The organism is Paenibacillus sp. FSL H7-0331, from assembly GCF_001956045.1.
Map to the genome: position 1 here is coordinate 1 of NZ_MRTH01000067.1, position 18,141 is coordinate 18,141.

At 43.7% G+C, this 18,141-nt stretch carries 18 protein-coding genes and 1 pseudogene; 15 read left to right on the forward strand and 4 right to left on the reverse strand.

The features are described from left to right. The first annotated feature begins 221 nt into the window (after positions 1–221). A complete protein-coding gene (locus BK127_RS39650; RefSeq protein ID WP_076238182.1) occupies positions 222–476 on the forward strand; it encodes a hypothetical protein in 255 nt (84 codons plus the stop codon). A gap of 280 nt (positions 477–756) precedes the next feature. On the opposite strand, the gene BK127_RS39655 is transcribed toward BK127_RS39650, so the two are convergent. Continuing rightward, the gene (locus BK127_RS39655) at positions 757–1,110 is read right to left on the reverse strand and encodes a winged helix-turn-helix transcriptional regulator (RefSeq protein ID WP_076238183.1); all 354 of its coding nucleotides are present in this window, start codon (positions 1,108–1,110) and stop codon (positions 757–759) included. A 163-nt stretch (positions 1,111–1,273) separates the two neighbouring features. Here BK127_RS39655 and BK127_RS39660 point away from each other — a divergent pair, with 163 nt between their 5' ends. The 4 genes from BK127_RS39660 to BK127_RS39675 all read left to right on the forward strand — a co-directional run bounded on the left by BK127_RS39660 (position 1,274) and on the right by BK127_RS39675 (position 5,137). Next, positions 1,274–1,996, forward strand: coding sequence for an NADPH-dependent F420 reductase (locus BK127_RS39660; protein WP_076238184.1), 723 nt, complete (start codon positions 1,274–1,276; stop codon positions 1,994–1,996). A 539-nt stretch (positions 1,997–2,535) separates the two neighbouring features. Continuing rightward, positions 2,536–3,450, forward strand: a complete 915-nt coding sequence (locus tag BK127_RS39665; RefSeq protein ID WP_076238185.1) for a stalk domain-containing protein — start codon at positions 2,536–2,538, stop codon at positions 3,448–3,450. Between the two features lie 202 nt (positions 3,451–3,652). Continuing rightward, complete coding sequence (locus BK127_RS39670) at positions 3,653–4,495, forward strand: tyrosine-type recombinase/integrase (protein ID WP_076238186.1); 843 nt, start codon at positions 3,653–3,655, stop codon at positions 4,493–4,495. 129 nt (positions 4,496–4,624) lie between these two features. Further along, the gene (locus BK127_RS39675; protein WP_076238187.1) at positions 4,625–5,137 is read left to right on the forward strand and encodes a GrpB family protein; all 513 of its coding nucleotides are present in this window, start codon (positions 4,625–4,627) and stop codon (positions 5,135–5,137) included. A 133-nt stretch (positions 5,138–5,270) separates the two neighbouring features. Here BK127_RS39675 and BK127_RS39680 read toward each other — a convergent pair whose 3' ends face one another. Beyond that, the gene (locus BK127_RS39680; protein WP_076238188.1) at positions 5,271–5,825 is read right to left on the reverse strand and encodes a TetR/AcrR family transcriptional regulator; all 555 of its coding nucleotides are present in this window, start codon (positions 5,823–5,825) and stop codon (positions 5,271–5,273) included. 498 nt (positions 5,826–6,323) lie between these two features. Here BK127_RS39680 and BK127_RS39685 point away from each other — a divergent pair, with 498 nt between their 5' ends. From BK127_RS39685 to BK127_RS39695, 3 genes are read left to right on the forward strand one after another with little or no spacing between them, the layout of a single operon-like run. Beyond that, positions 6,324–7,298: an aldo/keto reductase gene (locus BK127_RS39685; protein WP_076238189.1), complete on the forward strand. Its 975-nt coding sequence runs from the start codon at positions 6,324–6,326 to the stop codon at positions 7,296–7,298. Positions 7,299–7,324: 26 nt separating this feature from the next. Further along, a complete protein-coding gene (locus BK127_RS39690) occupies positions 7,325–7,921 on the forward strand; it encodes an MFS transporter (protein ID WP_076238190.1) in 597 nt (198 codons plus the stop codon). Next, a complete protein-coding gene (locus tag BK127_RS39695; RefSeq protein WP_076238191.1) occupies positions 7,908–8,660 on the forward strand; it encodes a carboxymuconolactone decarboxylase family protein in 753 nt (250 codons plus the stop codon). The genes BK127_RS39690 and BK127_RS39695 overlap by 14 nt, the downstream gene beginning before the upstream one ends. Positions 8,661–8,765: 105 nt before the next feature. On the opposite strand, the gene BK127_RS39700 is transcribed toward BK127_RS39695, so the two are convergent. Next, positions 8,766–10,613: an Imm51 family immunity protein gene (locus BK127_RS39700; RefSeq protein WP_256711657.1), complete on the reverse strand. Its 1,848-nt coding sequence runs from the start codon at positions 10,611–10,613 to the stop codon at positions 8,766–8,768. Between the two features lie 249 nt (positions 10,614–10,862). Between BK127_RS39700 and BK127_RS39705 the strand changes: the two are divergent. The 7 genes and pseudogenes from BK127_RS39705 to BK127_RS39735 all read left to right on the forward strand — a co-directional run. Next, positions 10,863–11,355, forward strand: a pseudogene (locus BK127_RS39705) (recombinase family protein); the annotation flags it as partial. Positions 11,356–12,028: 673 nt separating this feature from the next. Next, positions 12,029–12,676, forward strand: coding sequence for a GntR family transcriptional regulator (locus BK127_RS39710; protein ID WP_076238192.1), 648 nt, complete (start codon positions 12,029–12,031; stop codon positions 12,674–12,676). A gap of 163 nt (positions 12,677–12,839) precedes the next feature. Further along, positions 12,840–13,667 carry a metallophosphoesterase family protein gene (locus BK127_RS39715; RefSeq protein ID WP_076238193.1) on the forward strand — a complete coding sequence of 276 codons (828 nt, stop codon included), beginning with the start codon at positions 12,840–12,842 and terminating at the stop codon, positions 13,665–13,667. A gap of 12 nt (positions 13,668–13,679) precedes the next feature. Next, a complete protein-coding gene (locus tag BK127_RS39720; RefSeq protein WP_076238194.1) occupies positions 13,680–14,984 on the forward strand; it encodes an ABC transporter substrate-binding protein in 1,305 nt (434 codons plus the stop codon). Then, positions 14,981–15,973, forward strand: a complete 993-nt coding sequence (locus BK127_RS39725) for a carbohydrate ABC transporter permease (RefSeq protein WP_083689944.1) — start codon at positions 14,981–14,983, stop codon at positions 15,971–15,973. Before BK127_RS39720 ends, BK127_RS39725 begins: the two co-directional genes overlap by 4 nt. 13 nt (positions 15,974–15,986) lie before the next feature. Beyond that, the gene (locus BK127_RS39730) at positions 15,987–16,802 is read left to right on the forward strand and encodes a carbohydrate ABC transporter permease (RefSeq protein ID WP_218639075.1); all 816 of its coding nucleotides are present in this window, start codon (positions 15,987–15,989) and stop codon (positions 16,800–16,802) included. Positions 16,803–16,825: 23 nt separating this feature from the next. Further along, entirely contained in the window at positions 16,826–17,602 is a 777-nt protein-coding gene (locus BK127_RS39735) for a tyrosine-protein phosphatase (RefSeq protein ID WP_076238196.1), read from the forward strand. A 78-nt stretch (positions 17,603–17,680) separates the two neighbouring features. Here the strand turns inward: BK127_RS39735 and BK127_RS44295 are convergent, their stop codons facing one another. Next, positions 17,681–17,899, reverse strand: a complete 219-nt coding sequence (locus BK127_RS44295) for a hypothetical protein (protein ID WP_179097784.1) — start codon at positions 17,897–17,899, stop codon at positions 17,681–17,683. Positions 17,900–18,141 lie beyond the last annotated feature (242 nt).

Consider the following 18,141-nt stretch of genomic DNA (forward strand, 5'->3'; position numbering starts at 1 on the left):
GGTATGACACAAAAAATAGAACCTGATATGCACACTCAATTTATTGTAGTAATACCATAATTTTCGGCCATAACATTGATTGTTGATTCATTAAAGTAACGGAAACGATAGCGCAATGACTAGGAAGTAAACCTATTCCTTCGGAATACCACGAAGACCGATAACTATTATATGAGCAATGAAAGTAATTATAGATCGCGTTATTGTAGGAGGCGATTTTGGTGCAATGGTTGGCAGTGGCAGTGGGTATATTAGGTTTATTATTTAGTTTTATTATGACGTGGAAACGTGAGGGAATCATCCAAGCTATTTTGAATCTAATATGCTTCACAGGGTTCATGTTTGCTGTAATCAATCCTTTTACAAATACCTTCCACAGCACTCTGTTCATTCCTGCCTTGTCCATCTCAATTATTTCCAGTATTGTCTCGTTTTGTTTATGGTTGAGAGCCGAAAAACAAAAACGGGACACGTAGTTCATCACTCGAACTCCGTTCGGTTTCGATATTACGAACGGGTACGATAGTTGAATCTTCAACCAGAACGAGGCTGCCTGCATGATCGGCAGCCTTTCGCTCACCGAACGGGCAGGATAGTTGAACAAGGCATTTGAAAAATTAGAATGGAATGCCAACATTTTGAGGGAACATATAAACGTAAAGAGTCGAATTCTTGTGATGCTACGAATTCGACTCTTTTATTCGAGTTGGAAATCCTTAGATATAAGCCCTGCAGTTATATGCGTCGTTTATTATTCTATTTTTCTCCATATTTTTTCCCGAAATCCTCCATCAAATCGAGGATAGGAATAAATTCTTTCCCTTTTGGTGTTAACGAATATTCAACGCGTGGTGGTACCTCTGGAAAAACATTACGTTCAATTAAACCATCGGATTCTAGTTCTCGAAGTTGTTTTGTAAGTGAGCCTTGTGAAATATCCCATAAAAAAGTTTTAATTTCATTGTAACGATATACTTTTGATTTTAGAAACCAAAGTATGAGACATTTCCAACGACCCGATAGCATGTTTTGAGTATAAGCAATCCCATAGACGTCTCTATTTTCCTTAATAAACTCCTTTTCAAATCCATCCTTACACATTCTAGCCATCATATCACCTTTATTTTCTGTAAAGTATAAAAAAGTGTACTATGTCAATTTTTATTGCCTACTTCAAAAAATAGAGTATTGAGCTTATTATATTATCTATACTTTCAAAACTCAATCTGGAGTCACAAAGGAAGTACCACTATAATATTTAGGAGGAACAATAATGAGATTTGGAATTATAGGTGCAGGACCAATAGGGACAATTATTTCTAAAAAATTAGTTAAGAATGGACATGATGTCAAAATTGCAGATGCTCGAGGAATTGAATGTTTAGAAGGAAAAGAGATTGCTGGAACACCTGTGAGTGTAGAAGATGTAATAACAAATATTGATGTTCTTATAATATCTATCCCTTTTCATGTAATGCCAAGCATTCGCAACATTGTAGATAAAGCTAGAGAGGAAGTAATCGCTGTAGACACTTCAAATTATTATCCTTTTAGAGACAATAAAATTGAAGAAATTGAGAACGGGATCGTTGAAAGTGTTTGGGTTTCAAATCAATTAGGCAGACCTATCATTAAAGCTTTCAATAATCAATTAGCTTATACTTTAGAAAATAAAGGAACCCCCGAAGGTACTAGTAGTCGCATTGCCATGGCGATTGCTGGTAATGACCTATCACAAAAACAAATAATCATGGACGTAGTAAACGAGCTAGGCTTCGACGCAGTAGATAGTGGTTCTTTAAGTGATTCGTGGAGACAACAGCCAGGAACTCCTGCATACTGCACAGAACTAACAAAAGAGGAACTAACGGAAGCATTGAAAAAGGCAAATAAAGGAAAAGCCCCATTCCTACGGGATAAGGTGATGGAGAAGTTTTCAGCTGGATTTTCACACAATGATATTGTGAATTTAAACAGAGAAATTTATAATTTATAATTTTGGAAACACCGAACTCCCATGAAAATAAAAAAGCTAGAAACATCAAAAAAGAGCAAATTAAAGTAGACCCTGTGTAACATTTTTTAAAAAAAGCAGAGCCCCTGATTGAGTATGATGGAGTTGGGTTGGTAGAAATCGACTTTCTACTAAAAATAAAGGTAAGGCTGGTGCAACCAGCAAAAAATGATTAATCTCCCATAAGTGCTACCCGTAATGGGTGCGACAGTCTGTGATGCACCGAGATGGTTGGAGTCAGACTAACGGTTGGGCTTTAATGGCACCATAGAAGTATGGACAGATTTTATCCATTTTCATCCTCTGTGGTGCAGCGCTGGTTTTGCGCTGCATGAATGACTAACGGGTACTATAGTTTAACACAGCGAAAAGGCTGCCTCGCGGCAAGAGTGGCCCTTTGCTATTTCTTCCTTCCCTTTTTCCTTTGGTTTAAGGAACTAATAGGATTATATTCCCATTTAAAGAAACGTTTTGATGGTTCAGGAGTCTAATTCTATAGCTCTAGTATGAGGAGAGATGGAATGAAAAAATTTATTTCAGGTCTTGTTTTAGGTCTGGGGATATCGGCAGCTTCGGTAGGCTATGCCTCTGACACGGTACAGATTTATTTATTCAATGCTAGATATATGTTTAACGGGGAGGAGAAAATAGTTGAAGACCCGTATAAGAGTCTGAATTATGAGGGGCATATCTATCTCCCGATTCGTTTTATTGCTGAAAATACCGGTCTGCAAGTAAATTATGATGAGTTATTGCAAACGGTATCGGTTAAGGCAAGCCCTGTGTATATTTCAAAATCATCCGCAATTACACTGGCCAAATCCACCGACAAGCTTAATAATGATGTTCGTTGGGAAGCACAGTTTATCGATATTCACCGCAATGATTCAAATAGCCAGTTAATGGATCGTGCTGTTTGGAAAGTAAACGGTCTGTATCCGGCCGGTAACAAAACGATTGTTACCCTTGACGCGGAGACAGGTGAGCAGTTTTCCTTAACCAAATTAGAAGCGTGGGGAGAGGTTATTCCTCCGACTCCGGACATGGGACTGGTCTATGGATTAGCGGTAAATGCGTTATTGAAAAGCGATCCGGGCTTGACTAGGGAGATGAAATATATTGCAGTCGATCCCACAGGGCTAAAGGATCTTGGGGAAGGAGATATGGAGGAAATTCTTCAATCCTTAAACGGCAATGGCGTACTGGTTATGAAAGCATCCTTCGATGAATTGAAGGCAAAGGGAATGGTGCGTGACGTAAATGCCCTTGAAGGGGTACTTCTGATTGTAGAGAAAGTTGTATATGCAAAAGACAGCATTCTGATTGATGGTTACATATTCAAAACTGGTCTTGCTGCTGCAAGCAGTCGAATTACCATACAGCGAGATGGAGAGGGATGGAGAATAAGCTCGGTCCAAGGAAGAGGAGTTAGCTAGCTGGTAAATATATTTAAGATTTGATCGTTAATCACTTTTGTAGTTTATTGTTAATCTTGCACTACGTGGAAAGCAAATGAAAAATTGGCTGCCTTCTCCACTAACGAATACATAAGCATAGTGATCCAAATGGTAGTATTAGATTAAACCTTCCCAATTCTAGTAAAGCTAGAGGTAACTAAAAAATTGGGAGGGTTTTGTTATGAAATTGAATGATTTATGGAAGTTCTATGAGGCTGATAAACGTATTTTAGGATTCAGCCCGCACACTATAAAGGCTTACTCACTTCAGTTTAAGATGCTGATCATCGAACTCGGTGATATCGAGATCGAAGAAGTAACAATAAATTTGCTGAAAGAGTATTTGGCCAAGCAATCAGAGAAATTAAAGCCAAGCAGTTTAGGGCATCGAATTCGATTCGTTCGTTCCCTCTTTCGTTTTGCGTTTGAAGAAGGACATATCACAAAGAATCCCTCCCTCAAACTGAGGGAACCAAAAGTTGAAAAACGCATCCCGAAATTTCTGATTGAGGAGGATGTTATCCATCTTAAGATTTCCTGTCTTTCTCATCGTGAACATGCTCTTCTCGAATTTCTTTATTGCACGGGCTGCCGCGTTGGGGAAGTGCATAAATTAAGCTTGGAGGACATCAACTGGGAAAATTGTTCGGCTATCGTAAATGGTAAGGGCTCTAAACAAAGGGAAATCTATTTTACGACCGAATGCAAAGTATGGTTAAAAAGATATGTAAAGAGTCGTGAGGATTCCTGTAAAGCTTTGTTTGTCACTGAAACCCATCCTACCCGTAGAATGACAATCCCAACGATCCGTTGGGCATTAAAAAAGTTAGCAAACAGAGGGGAAGTTGCCGCAAATGTATATCCTCATAGGTTTCGCCATACATTTGCCTGCCAACTATTGGATAATGGTGCACCATTAGAGTTTATCCAGGGGATGCTTGGGCACGAAAAAGCATCAACCACACAGATATACGCCCAGCTGCGCGGGGAGCGTCGAAGAGAATTATATCGTCGATATTTTTAGGAGCTATTAAGCTCCTTCTCCACTAAATGAGCAGTATAGTGCGATAAGAAAATATTTACAAATTGTATTAATGTTCTAAAATAGATATTTAAATAGCCGCTGAGAAAGTTCAGTTATGGGAGGGTTGAAATGCTTGGATTACCAAAAGGTCAGGTTTTTTTAGTTCCTTGGTCAAATGAATGGCAAAAGGAATACTTATTAGAGAAAGATCAGATACAAGAGGTAGTTGGTCAGTATATTTTAGCTGTTCACCACATTGGAAGTACAGCAGTTAAACATTTAAGTGCAAAGCCAATCATTGATATTGCTATTGAAATTAATGAGTTTCAGGATGGTGAAAAGTGTATTACTCCGTTAGAAACACTTGGTTATTCATATAAAGGAACTAATGTCTTACCAGATAGACATTACTTTAATAAAGGTGAACCACGAACACACCAAATTCATATGTACCAAAGTGGAAATAAATATCTATTAGAACATTTGGCTTTTAGAGATTATTTGAGATATAACGAAACAGCAAGAATTCAATATGAACAACTTAAACAAGATTTATCGACAGTAAATAAAAGTAATAAACATAAATATGCAGATGACAAAACTAATTTTGTTAAATCTATCTTAGACAACATAAAAAAATAATATCACGTGGTTACTCAACGGTTCCGATAGTTGAATGAGGCAGACCGCCACCGCGGTCTGTTTTTTCATTGAAGTAACTGGCAGAAGAGTGGAACATCTAGAAATTAATAATGAGCTCTACGAACTTATTAAACTACTTGTCGGAAACAATCCTCTCTAACAATATCCCCACTTGATTTGCCATGACATTAGGTGGATAGGGCATTTCATTCGTGATCCACCATTCCAACACACCTACGAAAGACGTTGCCATAAATCGAAGCATAACATCTTCTGTTAAGCCTTTATTTTTTTCTTCAGTCATATCCACTTCATCCCTGTACGCTTCGATCAGAAAATCAAGGAAGCGACTGCGGAAAGAAGAGGCTCCTTTACTCGCTAATATTGTCGAAAAGAATAAATAATTCCGCTCAAAGTATTCTAAAAAAACGAGATCAGCATCTCTCCAGGGCAATTCACATGCCCATTCACATATTTCCTTAAGCTCATTTATATATGAATCAATGAGCTTATCAAGCAAATCAAATTTATCTTGATAATGAAGATAGATGGTTCTTCGGCTAACATCCGCCCTATCCGAAATATCTTGTATGGTAATCTGATTAAAACTTTTCTCAGACATTAGCTCAATAACAGCATTTTTTATCGCTTTTTGAGATTTCAGGACTCTTCTATCCACCTTAGACAATGAAAGGTCACCAAACTTTCTTATCAGTTTTAACCGATTTGTGCACTAATGCACGAATCGTGATCATTTAGCAATTGTAGGTATCGTGATTCATCTTATAATAATACACAGATGAAACTTAATTCATCAACGTATACCTTCAATGTTAGACAAAATTAAAATCCGATCTTGAATAGAAAAATCGATGATCTGTGCAAATTGAGGGCAATCAGATATTTCAACGAGAGGACTGCTTTTTTGACACTTTAGATGATTACTTCGAAGCCCTACGGAGATATCAATTGGATTATGATGTATCCCTTGATGGAGGCCATCCAAATGATTATTGGAATAAAAATTGGAAATATTACATCAATATGGCGAACAGACTCCTTTAATCTTTAAAGATGATTTTGACATCTTTGCAGGATGGAAAACGGTTTTTCGATAACATAACCTTTTTTATCTCTGTACTACCGTAAACATTTCAAATGATCAAAAGAAGGAGCGAATCTACAAATGGACTATGTGAAACTTGGTAATACCGGAATGGACGTATCACGCATTTGTCTTGGCTGTATGGGTTTTGGGGATGCAGGTCTGGGGCATCATCAATGGGTACTGGACGAAGAGAAGACCCGCCCAATAATAAAAAAAGCGTTGGAGCTTGGAATCAATTTCTTTGATACTGCGAACATATATGCTGACGGGACAAGCGAGGAGTTCGTTGGCCGGGCGCTAAAGGAACTTGCCAATCGAGATGAGATTGTTTTGGCAACCAAGGTTTATAATCGCATACATGAAGGACCAAACGGCGCTGGACTATCCCGTAAAGCAATCATGAGCGAAATCGATAAGAGTCTTAAGCGATTAAAAAGCGACTATGTTGATTTGTACCAAATTCATCGTTGGGATTACAATACGCCAATCGAAGAGACCATGGAAGCATTACACGACGTAGTTAAGGCAGGTAAGGCAAGATACATTGGTGCTTCAGCTATGTACGCATGGCAATTCCAAAAGGCATTACATGTCGCCGAGAGAAATGGGTGGACTCGATTTGTATCTATGCAGGATCATTTAAACCTCATTTACCGTGAAGAGGAGCGAGAAATGCTCCCTCTATGTAAGGAAGAAAAAATCGGGGTTATTCCTTATAGCCCGCTTGCAGGTGGAAAATTGGCACGGGAATCAACGACACATCGTGCTGAATCTGATCAAATTGCAAAACAAAAATATGATGCAACAGCTGATGCGGACCAATTAGTGGTGGACCGGGTTGCAAGTCTCGCGGACAAACATGGCGTGCGACGCGTTCATATCGCACTCTCATGGCTTCTGCACAAAGAACCGGTAACTGCTCCAATTGTCGGAGCTACGAAAAATTCACATCTGGAAGATGCGGCAGCTGCACTTTCCATAAAATTAACATCTGAAGAAATCGCGTATTTGGAAGAACCTTATGTACCACACCGAATTGTTGGCCACTATTAATTTGAGATTATTCGGTAGCACAGTATATGCAACTGACTCTTTTAAAGAACCCGGGAATCCTAAATGGCTTCGGTGTCACGTTCTTCTGGCAATTAGGATATGCCCTGCTCTATGCCTATATTGCTCCATTCCTGCTAAACGTTACATCCATGAGAGAACGGCAAGTAAGCATAGCTCTTTTTGCCTTCGGAATTGCTACTTTAATCGGATCCAAGTTCGGCGGATTCATGACGGACCGGGTCGGTATCCCAAAATCACTCATGAGTGGTATGGTTGTCCATGTCATAGCTTTGGTGCTACTCTCCAGCATCGCTAAATCAACGTTAGTCACTATTCCGCTTCTTATGCTGTGGGCTTTCTCGGCATGGTCTTCCGGTCCAGGACTACAGTTTAACCTGGTTGCGCTCGCTCCAGAAGCCACAGGGATCATGCTAAGCCTATACGGCTCTATCTTACAGCTCAGCATTGCTGCAGCCGGAGGTATTGGCGGTATTGCTGCTGGAGGCATATCAATACGTGCGGTCAGTTGGATCGCAGCTATATCAGTCGCAATTGCCTTAATTCTTGCCGTTGTCTCATTCAGCCGCAAAACAAGCAGGAGGGTTATTTATGAATCGAATTGAAAAGAGTCAAGAAAAATATAAACAGCTATTTGGCGATGGAGTGCCAGCGGCGTATGCTACCGATCCCGATTTTCAGGACATCCTGAGCCGCTTCATTTTCGGTGAGGTTTTTTATCAAGGTAACCTAGATAACAAGCAACGAGAGCTTATCACCCTGGTGGTGCTTACAACGAACCAAACATTACCTCAGCTTAAATCTCATACTCATGCCGCGCTTAACGTTGGGCTGATGCCAGTGGAAATCAAAGAGGCAATTTATCAATGTGCGCTATACCTTGGATTTCCTAAAACGCTGAATGCGATAAATGAAGTCAATGAGGTTTTTAAAGCAAGAAATATTGCATTGCCGCTTGAGAGCCAAATACAGGTTGAAGAAAATAATCGATTTGATAAAGGACTTGCCGTGCAGGTAGAGATTTTTGGAGATGTCATTTCAAAAATGCGTGCAAGTGCTCCGGAAAATCAAAAACACATACAGGACTATCTTTCTTCTTTCTGCTTTGGCGACTTCTATACGCGCGGCGGACTTGATTTGAAAACACGGGAGCTGCTGACACTCTGCATCGTAAGTAGCCTGGGTGGTGCTGAAGGTCAAGTGAAGGCACACGTGCAAGGCAACAAGAATGTGGGCAATGACAAGGAAACCTTGATTACTGCTATTACCCACTGCCTTCCCTATATAGGCTTTCCGAGAACATTAAACGCATTAAATTGCGTAAATGAAATAATTCCGGAATAGTTGGAGGCTAGTTGAGAAAAAGGTTCTCTCTTTCCTTGGCTTTGTTTCTGACCTTCACCCTGACGGCTTGCGGTCGGTCAGGAGTAAATTCCCCTTAACATTAGCTCAGTCCAACTCTGCGCGAGTGAACAGATCGTGAATAAGCACCTCATCCTCACAGGCAGATTTGAACGCCCATGCGAACTGTTCTACAGCGGTTCCATTACTCGAGTAGGCACAGAACATATCTGCTTCCGGGTCAAAATGAATCGTGTCCGCGAGCTCCGGCATCCGCTCATTCAAGAACACCGCCGCCAGTGAAGCCCAATCGTAACCGTTGCCTTCGAACCCCTCGTCCGCCCGGGTGTCGAATAGCTCTGCCAAATAGCTACCGACCGTCAGAATTACAGATTTGCCACCATTTTTCTGTTCCACGAGGATAAAGGGGGCCATATCCTTCGTTTCTCCTGCAGCTGTCAATGCCTGTGCAGCTTCCGCCTCCGCTGAAAGCTTTGCTATCACCGCACTGCGTGCCTCGTCCGTGAAACGGAGAACCCCGTTCTCCTGAACGATAAGGCCTTCCCCGATTCTCCCATCCAGCCAATCGCTGATGAAGCCGGGAGCGTACCCTCCTTGGCCGAATTCGTCGCCGAAAGCGATCATTTCATCATAGGTATCCAGATACTGCTGACGACTGGTAGTCGGGTAAGCGTTGGTGTATAGCCAGAACTGCACATCGTACATGAGATGAGACGGCTCATCCGCATGAAATGAGAAATGGCCCTTCTCCTGGACGATCCGGGTACAGACGCTGCGTATTTTGGACTCCAGCTCATCCACCTCAGAGGCCTGACCGCAGAGTTCCGTGAGCAGTGGAGAGAATTTTCCTTCAGCCACTTTGCGCAGATCGTTCTCTTTATCTTCTTCAGAAGTGTCGTAATCCTCATCTTTCACCAGACCGCGGATGAACGTCTCGAAGTCCGGTGCCAAGAATGTTATCTCGTAATCATCTTCCTGATCGACATGGATGACTTCAGGTTCGCCGTCCTTCCCACAGTGACGGTAATCCAGCATCACGACATCGTGCCCTGCCGAAGGGCAGTCACAGATTACCACGCCGATATCCGGATAGCCCCACTCTTCGATCATGAACGGACTTCCGAGATCACCGCAGATAGAGTAGCTTTTGTCGCGTCCGATCCCCATAATTCCCGTTATAGCAATATGATCCTCAGCCCAAGAGGTAGCTTCATCTGTCGGAAAGGATGTATGATGGGGAACGCCCCCGTTCTGATGCTTCATCAGAGCGATATAGGCTGCTGGTAGCTTATAGCCGAGTTCTTCTTCTACAGAAGAAATCAGCTCATCCGTAGGCGGATCAGAGACATATTGTTCTCTGGCATAGCTACTGTCTTCCCAGAAACTGTCGAGATCCATACCTTCAAAAGGGATAGCTCCCGGGCCTTTTTGTTGTTTACTGAGTCTGCACCGGGATTCAGCCTTTTGTTGTTTTTGCCATTTGCTATGGCTCCAGTCTAGCAATCTAGCTGAATGCTGATCGCCAGGATCCAGCTCCAGCGCGGTGCTTAGCACACCTGCTGCTTCCTCATACCGCTTCATATAATAATAGGAATAGCCTACGCGAAAATACCACAACGGATCATTTTTTCCTTGCTCAGCAATAAAAGCAAACTGTTCCAGTGCTTTTTCATACAAACTCAGATTGTTATAAGCCCGACCCATGCTGCTGACCATGTCGTAATCCCTGTCCGCTGGAGGAATCTTCATCAGAGTGTCTACGATCTGCTGGTGTTCATTATCTTCGTGCCATTTCATTATCTGTGCGCTTAGCTCTTGTTCCATCGTTGTCATTTGCCTCCCAAGTGAAAATGTGATTTTCTCTATTTTACCAGAGAGAAGGCTGTGAATGGAAATGTTTCCCTTCATTACGAAATCTGCTTCGGTCTGTCCCATCGATTAACAGAACCTCCAAGGCATAGCTCTGGTGGTTTCAGCATTATCGGTTCTATCTGTCCCCTAAGAAAGGCGGGTATTGTTCATATTTGATTAACCTAACGGATACGATAGTTCCATACCATACATAACAGAAAGCTAGCTACTGATATTAATACGGTAGCCTGTTGAAGTAACGGGCAGCATTCCTATTATGAAGAAATATGAGGTTTGAAAAATAAAAAGACTCCTTGGTATGATGTTAGTGAGGATTTTAACAGACCGCGTTATCAGGCGATGCGTCTGATGATTCGTGAAAACGATTTAATTTATATTGATGCGCTGGATCGATTAGGCCGTGATTACGATGGGATTATTACTGAGTGGAAATATATTACTCGTGAGTTGAAAGCAGATATCGTTTGTTTGGACAATGAGACGTTATTTGATTCTAGGAAATATCGGACCATGGGTGATTTCGGTAAGAGTAATGGAGGATCAATTTTTAAGTTTATTGGCTTATGTAGCAGAACAGGAGCGAAAGAAGAATCGGCAAAGGCAAGCTGAGGGAATCGAAGTTGCAAAGGCAGACGGAGTGAAGTTTGGTCGGCCAAAAGTAGATATTGATGGTGCATTCATACGCATGTACAAGGAATGGAAATCAGGAACGATTACTGCAACGATGGCAATAAAGCAATTAGATATGAAACATCGGACGTTTTATAGACGTGTGAAGGAATTCGAAGAGAATTTGATAAAATGAGGTTTTAGAGGAGAAACACCGCTTGAGTATTTATTACTGTCGATCTCTTCACAAGTCTCAACATTGAATTATTTTTTTTTGGCCTGCATTGAGGAATTCAAATAGCTACAAAATGTCTTAGTCCAGTCTCATTATTCAGTTGGTTAAATAAACTTTCAATGTTATTCCAGAGTAGGAGCGAATTCGTAAATTGGGCTGTAAAACCTTTACAGTGACATTTCTTATCGCCGACTCCACACATGTGGAGTGCTGTTCACTGTTAGTGAGAAAAGATTAAACAAGATGTGACGGTGTCAGAACCCTTCCAACATGGCGGAAGGGTTCTTTTTTTGTGTGGGTAATTATGGTAAGGTTAATAGGTTAGGGGTGATACACATGGGTGGCGGTTTATATGGACACAGAAACATATGTTTTTTCGTTATTGTGATATTGTGATCGTTCCAATATTCCCAGCCGTCTAAGGAAATGGCGATCATCGATACTCAGCAGGACTACGGAAAAGTCGAGCAAATCATCGCTAATATCTTCGGAGCCAACGTGGTTTAAGGTTGAAGATAGTTGTAGAGTTTATTCTCTGTTAACAAATGAACTTATAATAAAGGAAATAACACATGATAAACTGAACAATGGAGATCCATTAACATTTCTCCGTCCAGTTAAGGGAGCACTGCTTATGTCCGGAGCCTCGCTAGTGGAATACGCGTATGAGAAAATTCGTCAAAGACTGCTCAATGCAGACTATTCACCAGGTGTTCTTCTGTCGGAAGGTGAGCTGGCAGCGCAATTGAATATGAGCCGGACACCGATCCGCGACGCCATTCGGCTTCTGGAGAAGGAAGGCTTTGTCCAGACATTGACCAAGCGCGGAATCCGGGTCAATACAATCGAGATTAATGAGTTATTTGAAATGTTCGACTTGTTAACCGCATTGTATTTATTCACGCTTGATATCATAGAGCAATATCATGACGAGATTGACCTTGAGAGAATGGGGGCCTATTTGGGTGAGATTATAGGAGCCAGCGAACAGAAGAGATACCGCGAATATTATGAGAACGGATTGTTGTTCATGAGAACTCTGTTGGAAACAATCCACAACCGTCATATTCTGCAAACCTTTGATTCGTACAAGGATAAGATCCTGTTTTTCGTTGTAGCGCATCGGTTCTATAAAAATCCGAATCGACCCTTCACAGGCAAGAATATATATTCTGAAATATTGCGCTATCTAACCGCAGGTGACATTCAAGGGGCGAAGAAGGAAATTCTGAATTACAAATGGAATGTTACGGATGAACTGCTCAGAAGCGAGCAGAGGTAGACATCATATTGAAGGACCGTCAGGGTAGCCTTGGCGGTCTTTTTGTATCTCACAACCGTTTACAAAACTTTAATTTCAGCTTAACACTCATCTTACATTCAAGATATATATTTCTTGTATGCAAGATGAATTATACAGAACTAAAACGATGGAGGGAAAGAACATGCAGACAGTTTCATTCATACACGTGACGGATACTCATCTGAACGTGCCAGGGAAAGAATCGATTTTCAACAAAGTGAACATGGCGGACAAGCTTAAAGGAGTGTTCGATCACGTTAGGGCATCAAAACAAAAACCGGCTTTCATTCTGATTACGGGGGACCTGGTCCATGAAGGTGACAAGGAAGATTATGCCTATTATCGAAAGCTGATAGACGAAGCGTCTGAATCGATCGGAGTCCCGGTTTATGTAACGCTTGGTAATCACGACCATCGAGCCCCGTTCCGCGAAGGTTACCTTGGCGAACAGCCTTCCGAGAAAGCTTACTATTATTCGGTAACCGTCGATGGCCTGCGTGTGCTTGCGCTGAATTCGCAAGTGGAAGGGCAACACAACGGGGCTATTGATGAGGAACAGCTTGCATGGCTTGCCGAGCAGTTGCAGCAGACGGCTCCGAACGGGACTGTCATTGCCCTTCATCATCCACTGCTGAACATCAGCATAATGTCGGCGAAACATATGCTGACGAATGCTGACGAGCTTGCCAAGGTATTGCAGACTGGCGATGTGGCAGGAATCTTCGCAGGTCATGTTCATTCGAACAACATTGGGATGTACGATGGCATGTTGAGCGTAGCAGCGAGCGGTTCAGCATTCGGCGGGGAGATGACCGATGACGGTCAATTCCGGCTCTACGATTTTTGCAGCTACAATATCGTTACAATAGCTGGCGGCAGCGCAAACGTGCAGACGGTTATCCTTCCTGCTACCGATATTGAATTTCTACGTTACGTTCCATCCTTCATTCCTCTGAAGCATAAATCTTAGGAGGTCGTCCACTTGAACAGAACATTTAATGCCGCACTCATCTTGAGTATTGTACTCAGTCTCGTACTGACAGCCTGCGGTTCAAGCACTAATGGCATTACAAATAACGAGAAAGACGTTACTTTGCGCTTCTACAGCTATATTCTTGGCAATGCCGTGGCTGGGGCAGGCGCACAGAAGCTCATCGACGAATTCGAAGCCGCCCATCCTCACATTCATATCGAGGGGGTGCCGGTGCCGGTCGGCGATCTCCTTAGCCGCGTACAGGCCGATACAGCCGCAGGAACACCGCCCGATGTGGCGCAACTGGGTTTCGGCTGGATGGACTTAATCGTTAATGGCTTAGGTGCCGTTCCGCTCGAATCACTGACCACTACAGACGACTGGAATAAAAACTTCGAAGGCTTCTCCGCCAAGGGACTTGAGCTTGGCAAGTACAATAACCAGACTTACGGCCTTGCGTTCACGTTCAGCACGCCGGTTCTGTTCTATAACGCGAATCTGTTCCTCAAAGCAGGGCTGGACCCGGAGAAACCGCCAGCTACATGGCAGGAGGTTGAGCAGGCTGCACTGCAAATCAAGAGCAAGACGGGAGCAGAGGGTTTCCATTATTCTGGACTGTCGCCGTCTACCGGGGACTGGATTGTCCAATCTCTGATCGGCAGCAATGGAGGAGCCGTTCTGTCTAACGATCGTAAGATGCTGCAATTCGACTCCCCGGAGGCGATAGGAGCCATCCAGATGTGGAGAGGGCTTGTAGATAGTGGTGCCCATGACAAAATGAATGACGTAGAAGCGATGGAAACGATGTCGCAAGGGAAGCTTGGCATGTTCGTGATGACAAGCGCCGTGCAAGGGTCGTTACTGAAAGGCGCGAAAGGAACAGGATGGGAGCTTCGTGCCGCTGAGATGCCGGCATTCGAAGGGAAGGCGACGAAGCCGACGAACTCGGGAAGCGCGCTGTTCATCCTGTCCAAGGATACGGAGAAGCAGAAAGCGGCTTGGGAATTCATGAAATTCGTGACGAGCGAGCGCGGGTACACCATTATTACATCCGAAATCGGATACTTGCCGATGCGTACATCGATTTTGGAGGATCCGAAATATTTAAAGGAGTGGGCAAAGGAAAATCCGCTTATTCAACCGAATATCAGTCAACTGGAGCGGTTGACGCCTGCGATCGCTTACCCGGGAGCGAATTTCAGCCAGATTTCCACGATTCTGATGAACGCGATACAGAGCTCGGTTCTGACCAATGCAAACGTTGCGAAGAGGATGCAGGATGCGCAGGTTCAGGCGCAGAAGCTGATGCCATGAACAAGCAGACGTCTGTAACCGTTCGGCCAAGCAAAGGAAGTCGGGAGCAAGTAACCTTTCGGTCCAAGCCCACAGGGAAAGCAAATTCAGTGCTGGTTTCCCGAATCCTTCGCTTGTTGCAGCCTTACCTGTATGTATTGCCCGCGATGCTCTGCGTAGGTTTTTGGTTATATCGGCCGCTGCTTCAGACGGTCCAGCTCAGCTTCTACGAATGGAACCTGCTGCCAACGACACCTAAGAAATTCGTCGGGATGCTTAACTATGAACGTATCGTTAACCTGCCTGACATGCATACGGCAATCAGCAATTCCTTGATCTATATGATCGGTATCCTTCCGTTCTCCTTGGTCATTCCGCTGGTAATCGCAATCGGCACCGAACGGTTCAATGGCAGGGCAAAGAACGTATACAGGATGCTCGTCTTTTTTCCTATGATCATGGCACCCGTAGTGGCTTCTATCATCTGGAATTGGATGCTACACCCGCTGAATGGAATCGTAAACCAAGCCTTGAAGAGCGGATTCCATCTCAGCGATCCGATCCGGTTTCTATCCGATGAGAGGTTTGCGATCTGGACGATCCTGTTGATTACCGGTTGGAAAATGATCGGGTTCAGCACGTTGATATTTTCTGCCGCTTTGACAGGCATCAGCAAGGATTACTATGAGGCGGCGATGATCGACCGTGCGAGCAGATGGCAGATTGTCCGCTACATTACGCTTCCGCTTCTATCGCCATTCCTTATTTTTATCCTGATGCTCAGTATATTGTTCTCGTCAGAATGGAGCTTCGCTTATATTAACGTACTGACGCAAGGCGGACCTTCTAATTCGACCATTAACATCTACTATTTGTTATGGAATTACGGCTTCAAGTCGTTCTCGATCGGCTGGGGCTCGGCTTCTGCTGTCCTGTTCTTCGTTGTCTTCGGCTTTATTGCTTGGCTGCTGACCAAGCTTAGCAACCGCTATTCGTTCTATGACGAATAAGGAGTGGAAAATGATGCGTTTATTAAATCCCCGTTCTATCGGGAAACATGCGGTTATGATTTTCTTGAGCTTGTTCGCGGTGTTCCCCTTCTATTGGATGATTGTCTCTTCCTTCAGGCCGGAAGGGGAAATATATTCGGCATCGCTTCTTCCCAAGCATTGGACGTGGAGCAACTATGAGTACGCTTTTCAATCGATACCCGTCCTGAGCATGCTTAGCAACACCGCTGTCATGTCCATCGTGCAGACGGTATGTCAATTAGGTATGGCTTTACTGGCGGCTTACGCCTTTGCCCGTTGGGTGTTTCCCGGATCGCGCGTGATGTACATGCTGTTCGCGCTTACCTGGCTCATTCCGTTCCAGGTGACGATGATTCCGAACTATGTACAAATATCCGCATGGGATTGGCGCAATACGCTCCTAGGCTTGATCGTGCCCAATATGGTATCGGCGTTCGCGATTATGTCCATGACGCAATCCTTCAGGGCTTTTCCGAAGGGGATCATTGAGGCGGCGTGGGTGGATGGAGCATCGAGCTGGTCGATCCTCTGGCGGATGTTCGTGCCGAATATGCGGGCGCCGATTGCTTCTCTTGGGATTCTGCTGTTCATTAATTCGTGGAACGAATACTTTTGGCCGCTCTTGCTGACGAATAAGCTGGAGAAGTCGGTCATCCAGATCGGCCTGCAAATGTTCATGTCCAGTGATGCGAATGCCTGGGGACCTCTGATGGCGGCTGCCGTCATTACGAGCCTTCCTATATTAATCGTATACCTCGTTCTTCAGCGTCAGATCATCGAATCTTTTGTGAAAATGGGACTAAAATAAATCGAACAGTAGAGGGTATTGCTATGAATATTACGAGAAAAAATAGAGTCATTGCTTTAGAAGGCGCTGTCAACTTCCGCGATATGGGCGGATATCAGGTTGCAGACGGCCGTACGGTCAAATACGGGCTCTTGTTCCGTTCGGACCAATTGGGAGGATTGACCGGGCAGGATCTGCAAATCGTGAGCGGCTTGAGGCTGAGAACAATATTGGACTATCGCAGCGAAGGTGAGGCTGAGCGCAGTCCGACGCCTGCACTTGAAGGTGTCGATTATCGGAGGCTGGAAGCAAGTCCACTCGCAGCTCTGACGAATATGCATGCGGATAAGGATGCGCTGACGAGAGGTATCATCGATCGGGAGACGATGATTGAACTTTATAAGCGGCTTCCGTTCGCCAACCCGGCTTATCGGTTCCTTATCGATGCGATGGCGCATCCCGACACTGAGCGGCCTGCTCTGCTACATCATTGCGCGGGCGGCAAGGACCGAACGGGGGTTGGCGCTGCATTGATGCTTAAGCTACTGAATGTATCCGATGAGGTCATTATGGACGATTACTTGCTCACGAATGAAACGCTAGGACCGAAAGCCGCGCTAATGCTGGAGCAGCTGGATGAGCAGCTAACCCCTCTTCAAAGGGAGCATTTGTGTGATACGTTCGTTGCGTCGGCGGATTATTTGAACGCCGCTTTAGAGGAGATAGGAGCTGTTTACAAGAGCTGGGACGACTATTTCGAGCAGGAGTTCGGTATTACGGCGGAGATGCGGGCGCGGATTGTTGAGAATTATTTGGAGTAAGACTCTTGGGATTTAATTCCATGATTTGAGCAAAAGAACCTTAAAAACCACAGTGAAAGTGGCGTTTAAGGTTCTTTTTCATCCTGATTTGTCATCGTCCCGATCATCATTATCATCGTTATCATTTTCGTCATGCCGATCATGATCGATTAAGCTAGCAGCGGCAACCTCTACTTCGGCCGTTCTGTTACATCGATCGACTTGCGCAGATCCGTAAACCAAGTAGACGGTGTGAACACGCGATAGCGTACACAGTCCTTTGTCGGGTGACAAGAACAATGTCCGAATGAAGTCCACGGAAACCGTGGGCTTTTTAGTTATCGGATCAAGTTCTTGTCATTTTGCGATGACAAGAACTTGATCCGATTTCCGACAAGCAGTTAACTGACCTATAACTTGTCGTTAAATTAACAGGGAGGATAGTGGGACAAACAAGCTGAACTATATAAATACACAAGAGGGTCTGCGCTTCTATCATGGATTATAATTAATTAGTAACATGAAAATGAAATAATTTCTCTTAAATTAACTGTATAAGG

Coding starts and splice junctions, on each gene's coding strand:
- BK127_RS39655 (WP_076238183.1), bottom strand. CDS start 1,110: ATGGCTAGAATGTGTAAGGATGGATTTGAAAAGGAGTTTATTAAGGAA.
- BK127_RS39660 (WP_076238184.1), top strand. CDS start 1,274: ATGAGATTTGGAATTATAGGTGCAGGACCAATAGGGACAATTATTTCT.
- BK127_RS39665 (WP_076238185.1), top strand. CDS start 2,536: ATGAAAAAATTTATTTCAGGTCTTGTTTTAGGTCTGGGGATATCGGCA.
- BK127_RS39670 (WP_076238186.1), top strand. CDS start 3,653: ATGAAATTGAATGATTTATGGAAGTTCTATGAGGCTGATAAACGTATT.
- BK127_RS39675 (WP_076238187.1), top strand. CDS start 4,625: ATGCTTGGATTACCAAAAGGTCAGGTTTTTTTAGTTCCTTGGTCAAAT.
- BK127_RS39685 (WP_076238189.1), top strand. CDS start 6,324: ATGGACTATGTGAAACTTGGTAATACCGGAATGGACGTATCACGCATT.
- BK127_RS39690 (WP_076238190.1), top strand. CDS start 7,325: ATGCAACTGACTCTTTTAAAGAACCCGGGAATCCTAAATGGCTTCGGT.
- BK127_RS39695 (WP_076238191.1), top strand. CDS start 7,908: ATGAATCGAATTGAAAAGAGTCAAGAAAAATATAAACAGCTATTTGGC.
- BK127_RS39700 (WP_256711657.1), bottom strand. CDS start 10,613: ATGGGACAGACCGAAGCAGATTTCGTAATGAAGGGAAACATTTCCATT.
- BK127_RS39710 (WP_076238192.1), top strand. CDS start 12,029: ATGTCCGGAGCCTCGCTAGTGGAATACGCGTATGAGAAAATTCGTCAA.
- BK127_RS39715 (WP_076238193.1), top strand. CDS start 12,840: ATGCAGACAGTTTCATTCATACACGTGACGGATACTCATCTGAACGTG.
- BK127_RS39725 (WP_083689944.1), top strand. CDS start 14,981: ATGAACAAGCAGACGTCTGTAACCGTTCGGCCAAGCAAAGGAAGTCGG.
- BK127_RS39730 (WP_218639075.1), top strand. CDS start 15,987: ATGCGTTTATTAAATCCCCGTTCTATCGGGAAACATGCGGTTATGATT.
- BK127_RS39735 (WP_076238196.1), top strand. CDS start 16,826: ATGAATATTACGAGAAAAAATAGAGTCATTGCTTTAGAAGGCGCTGTC.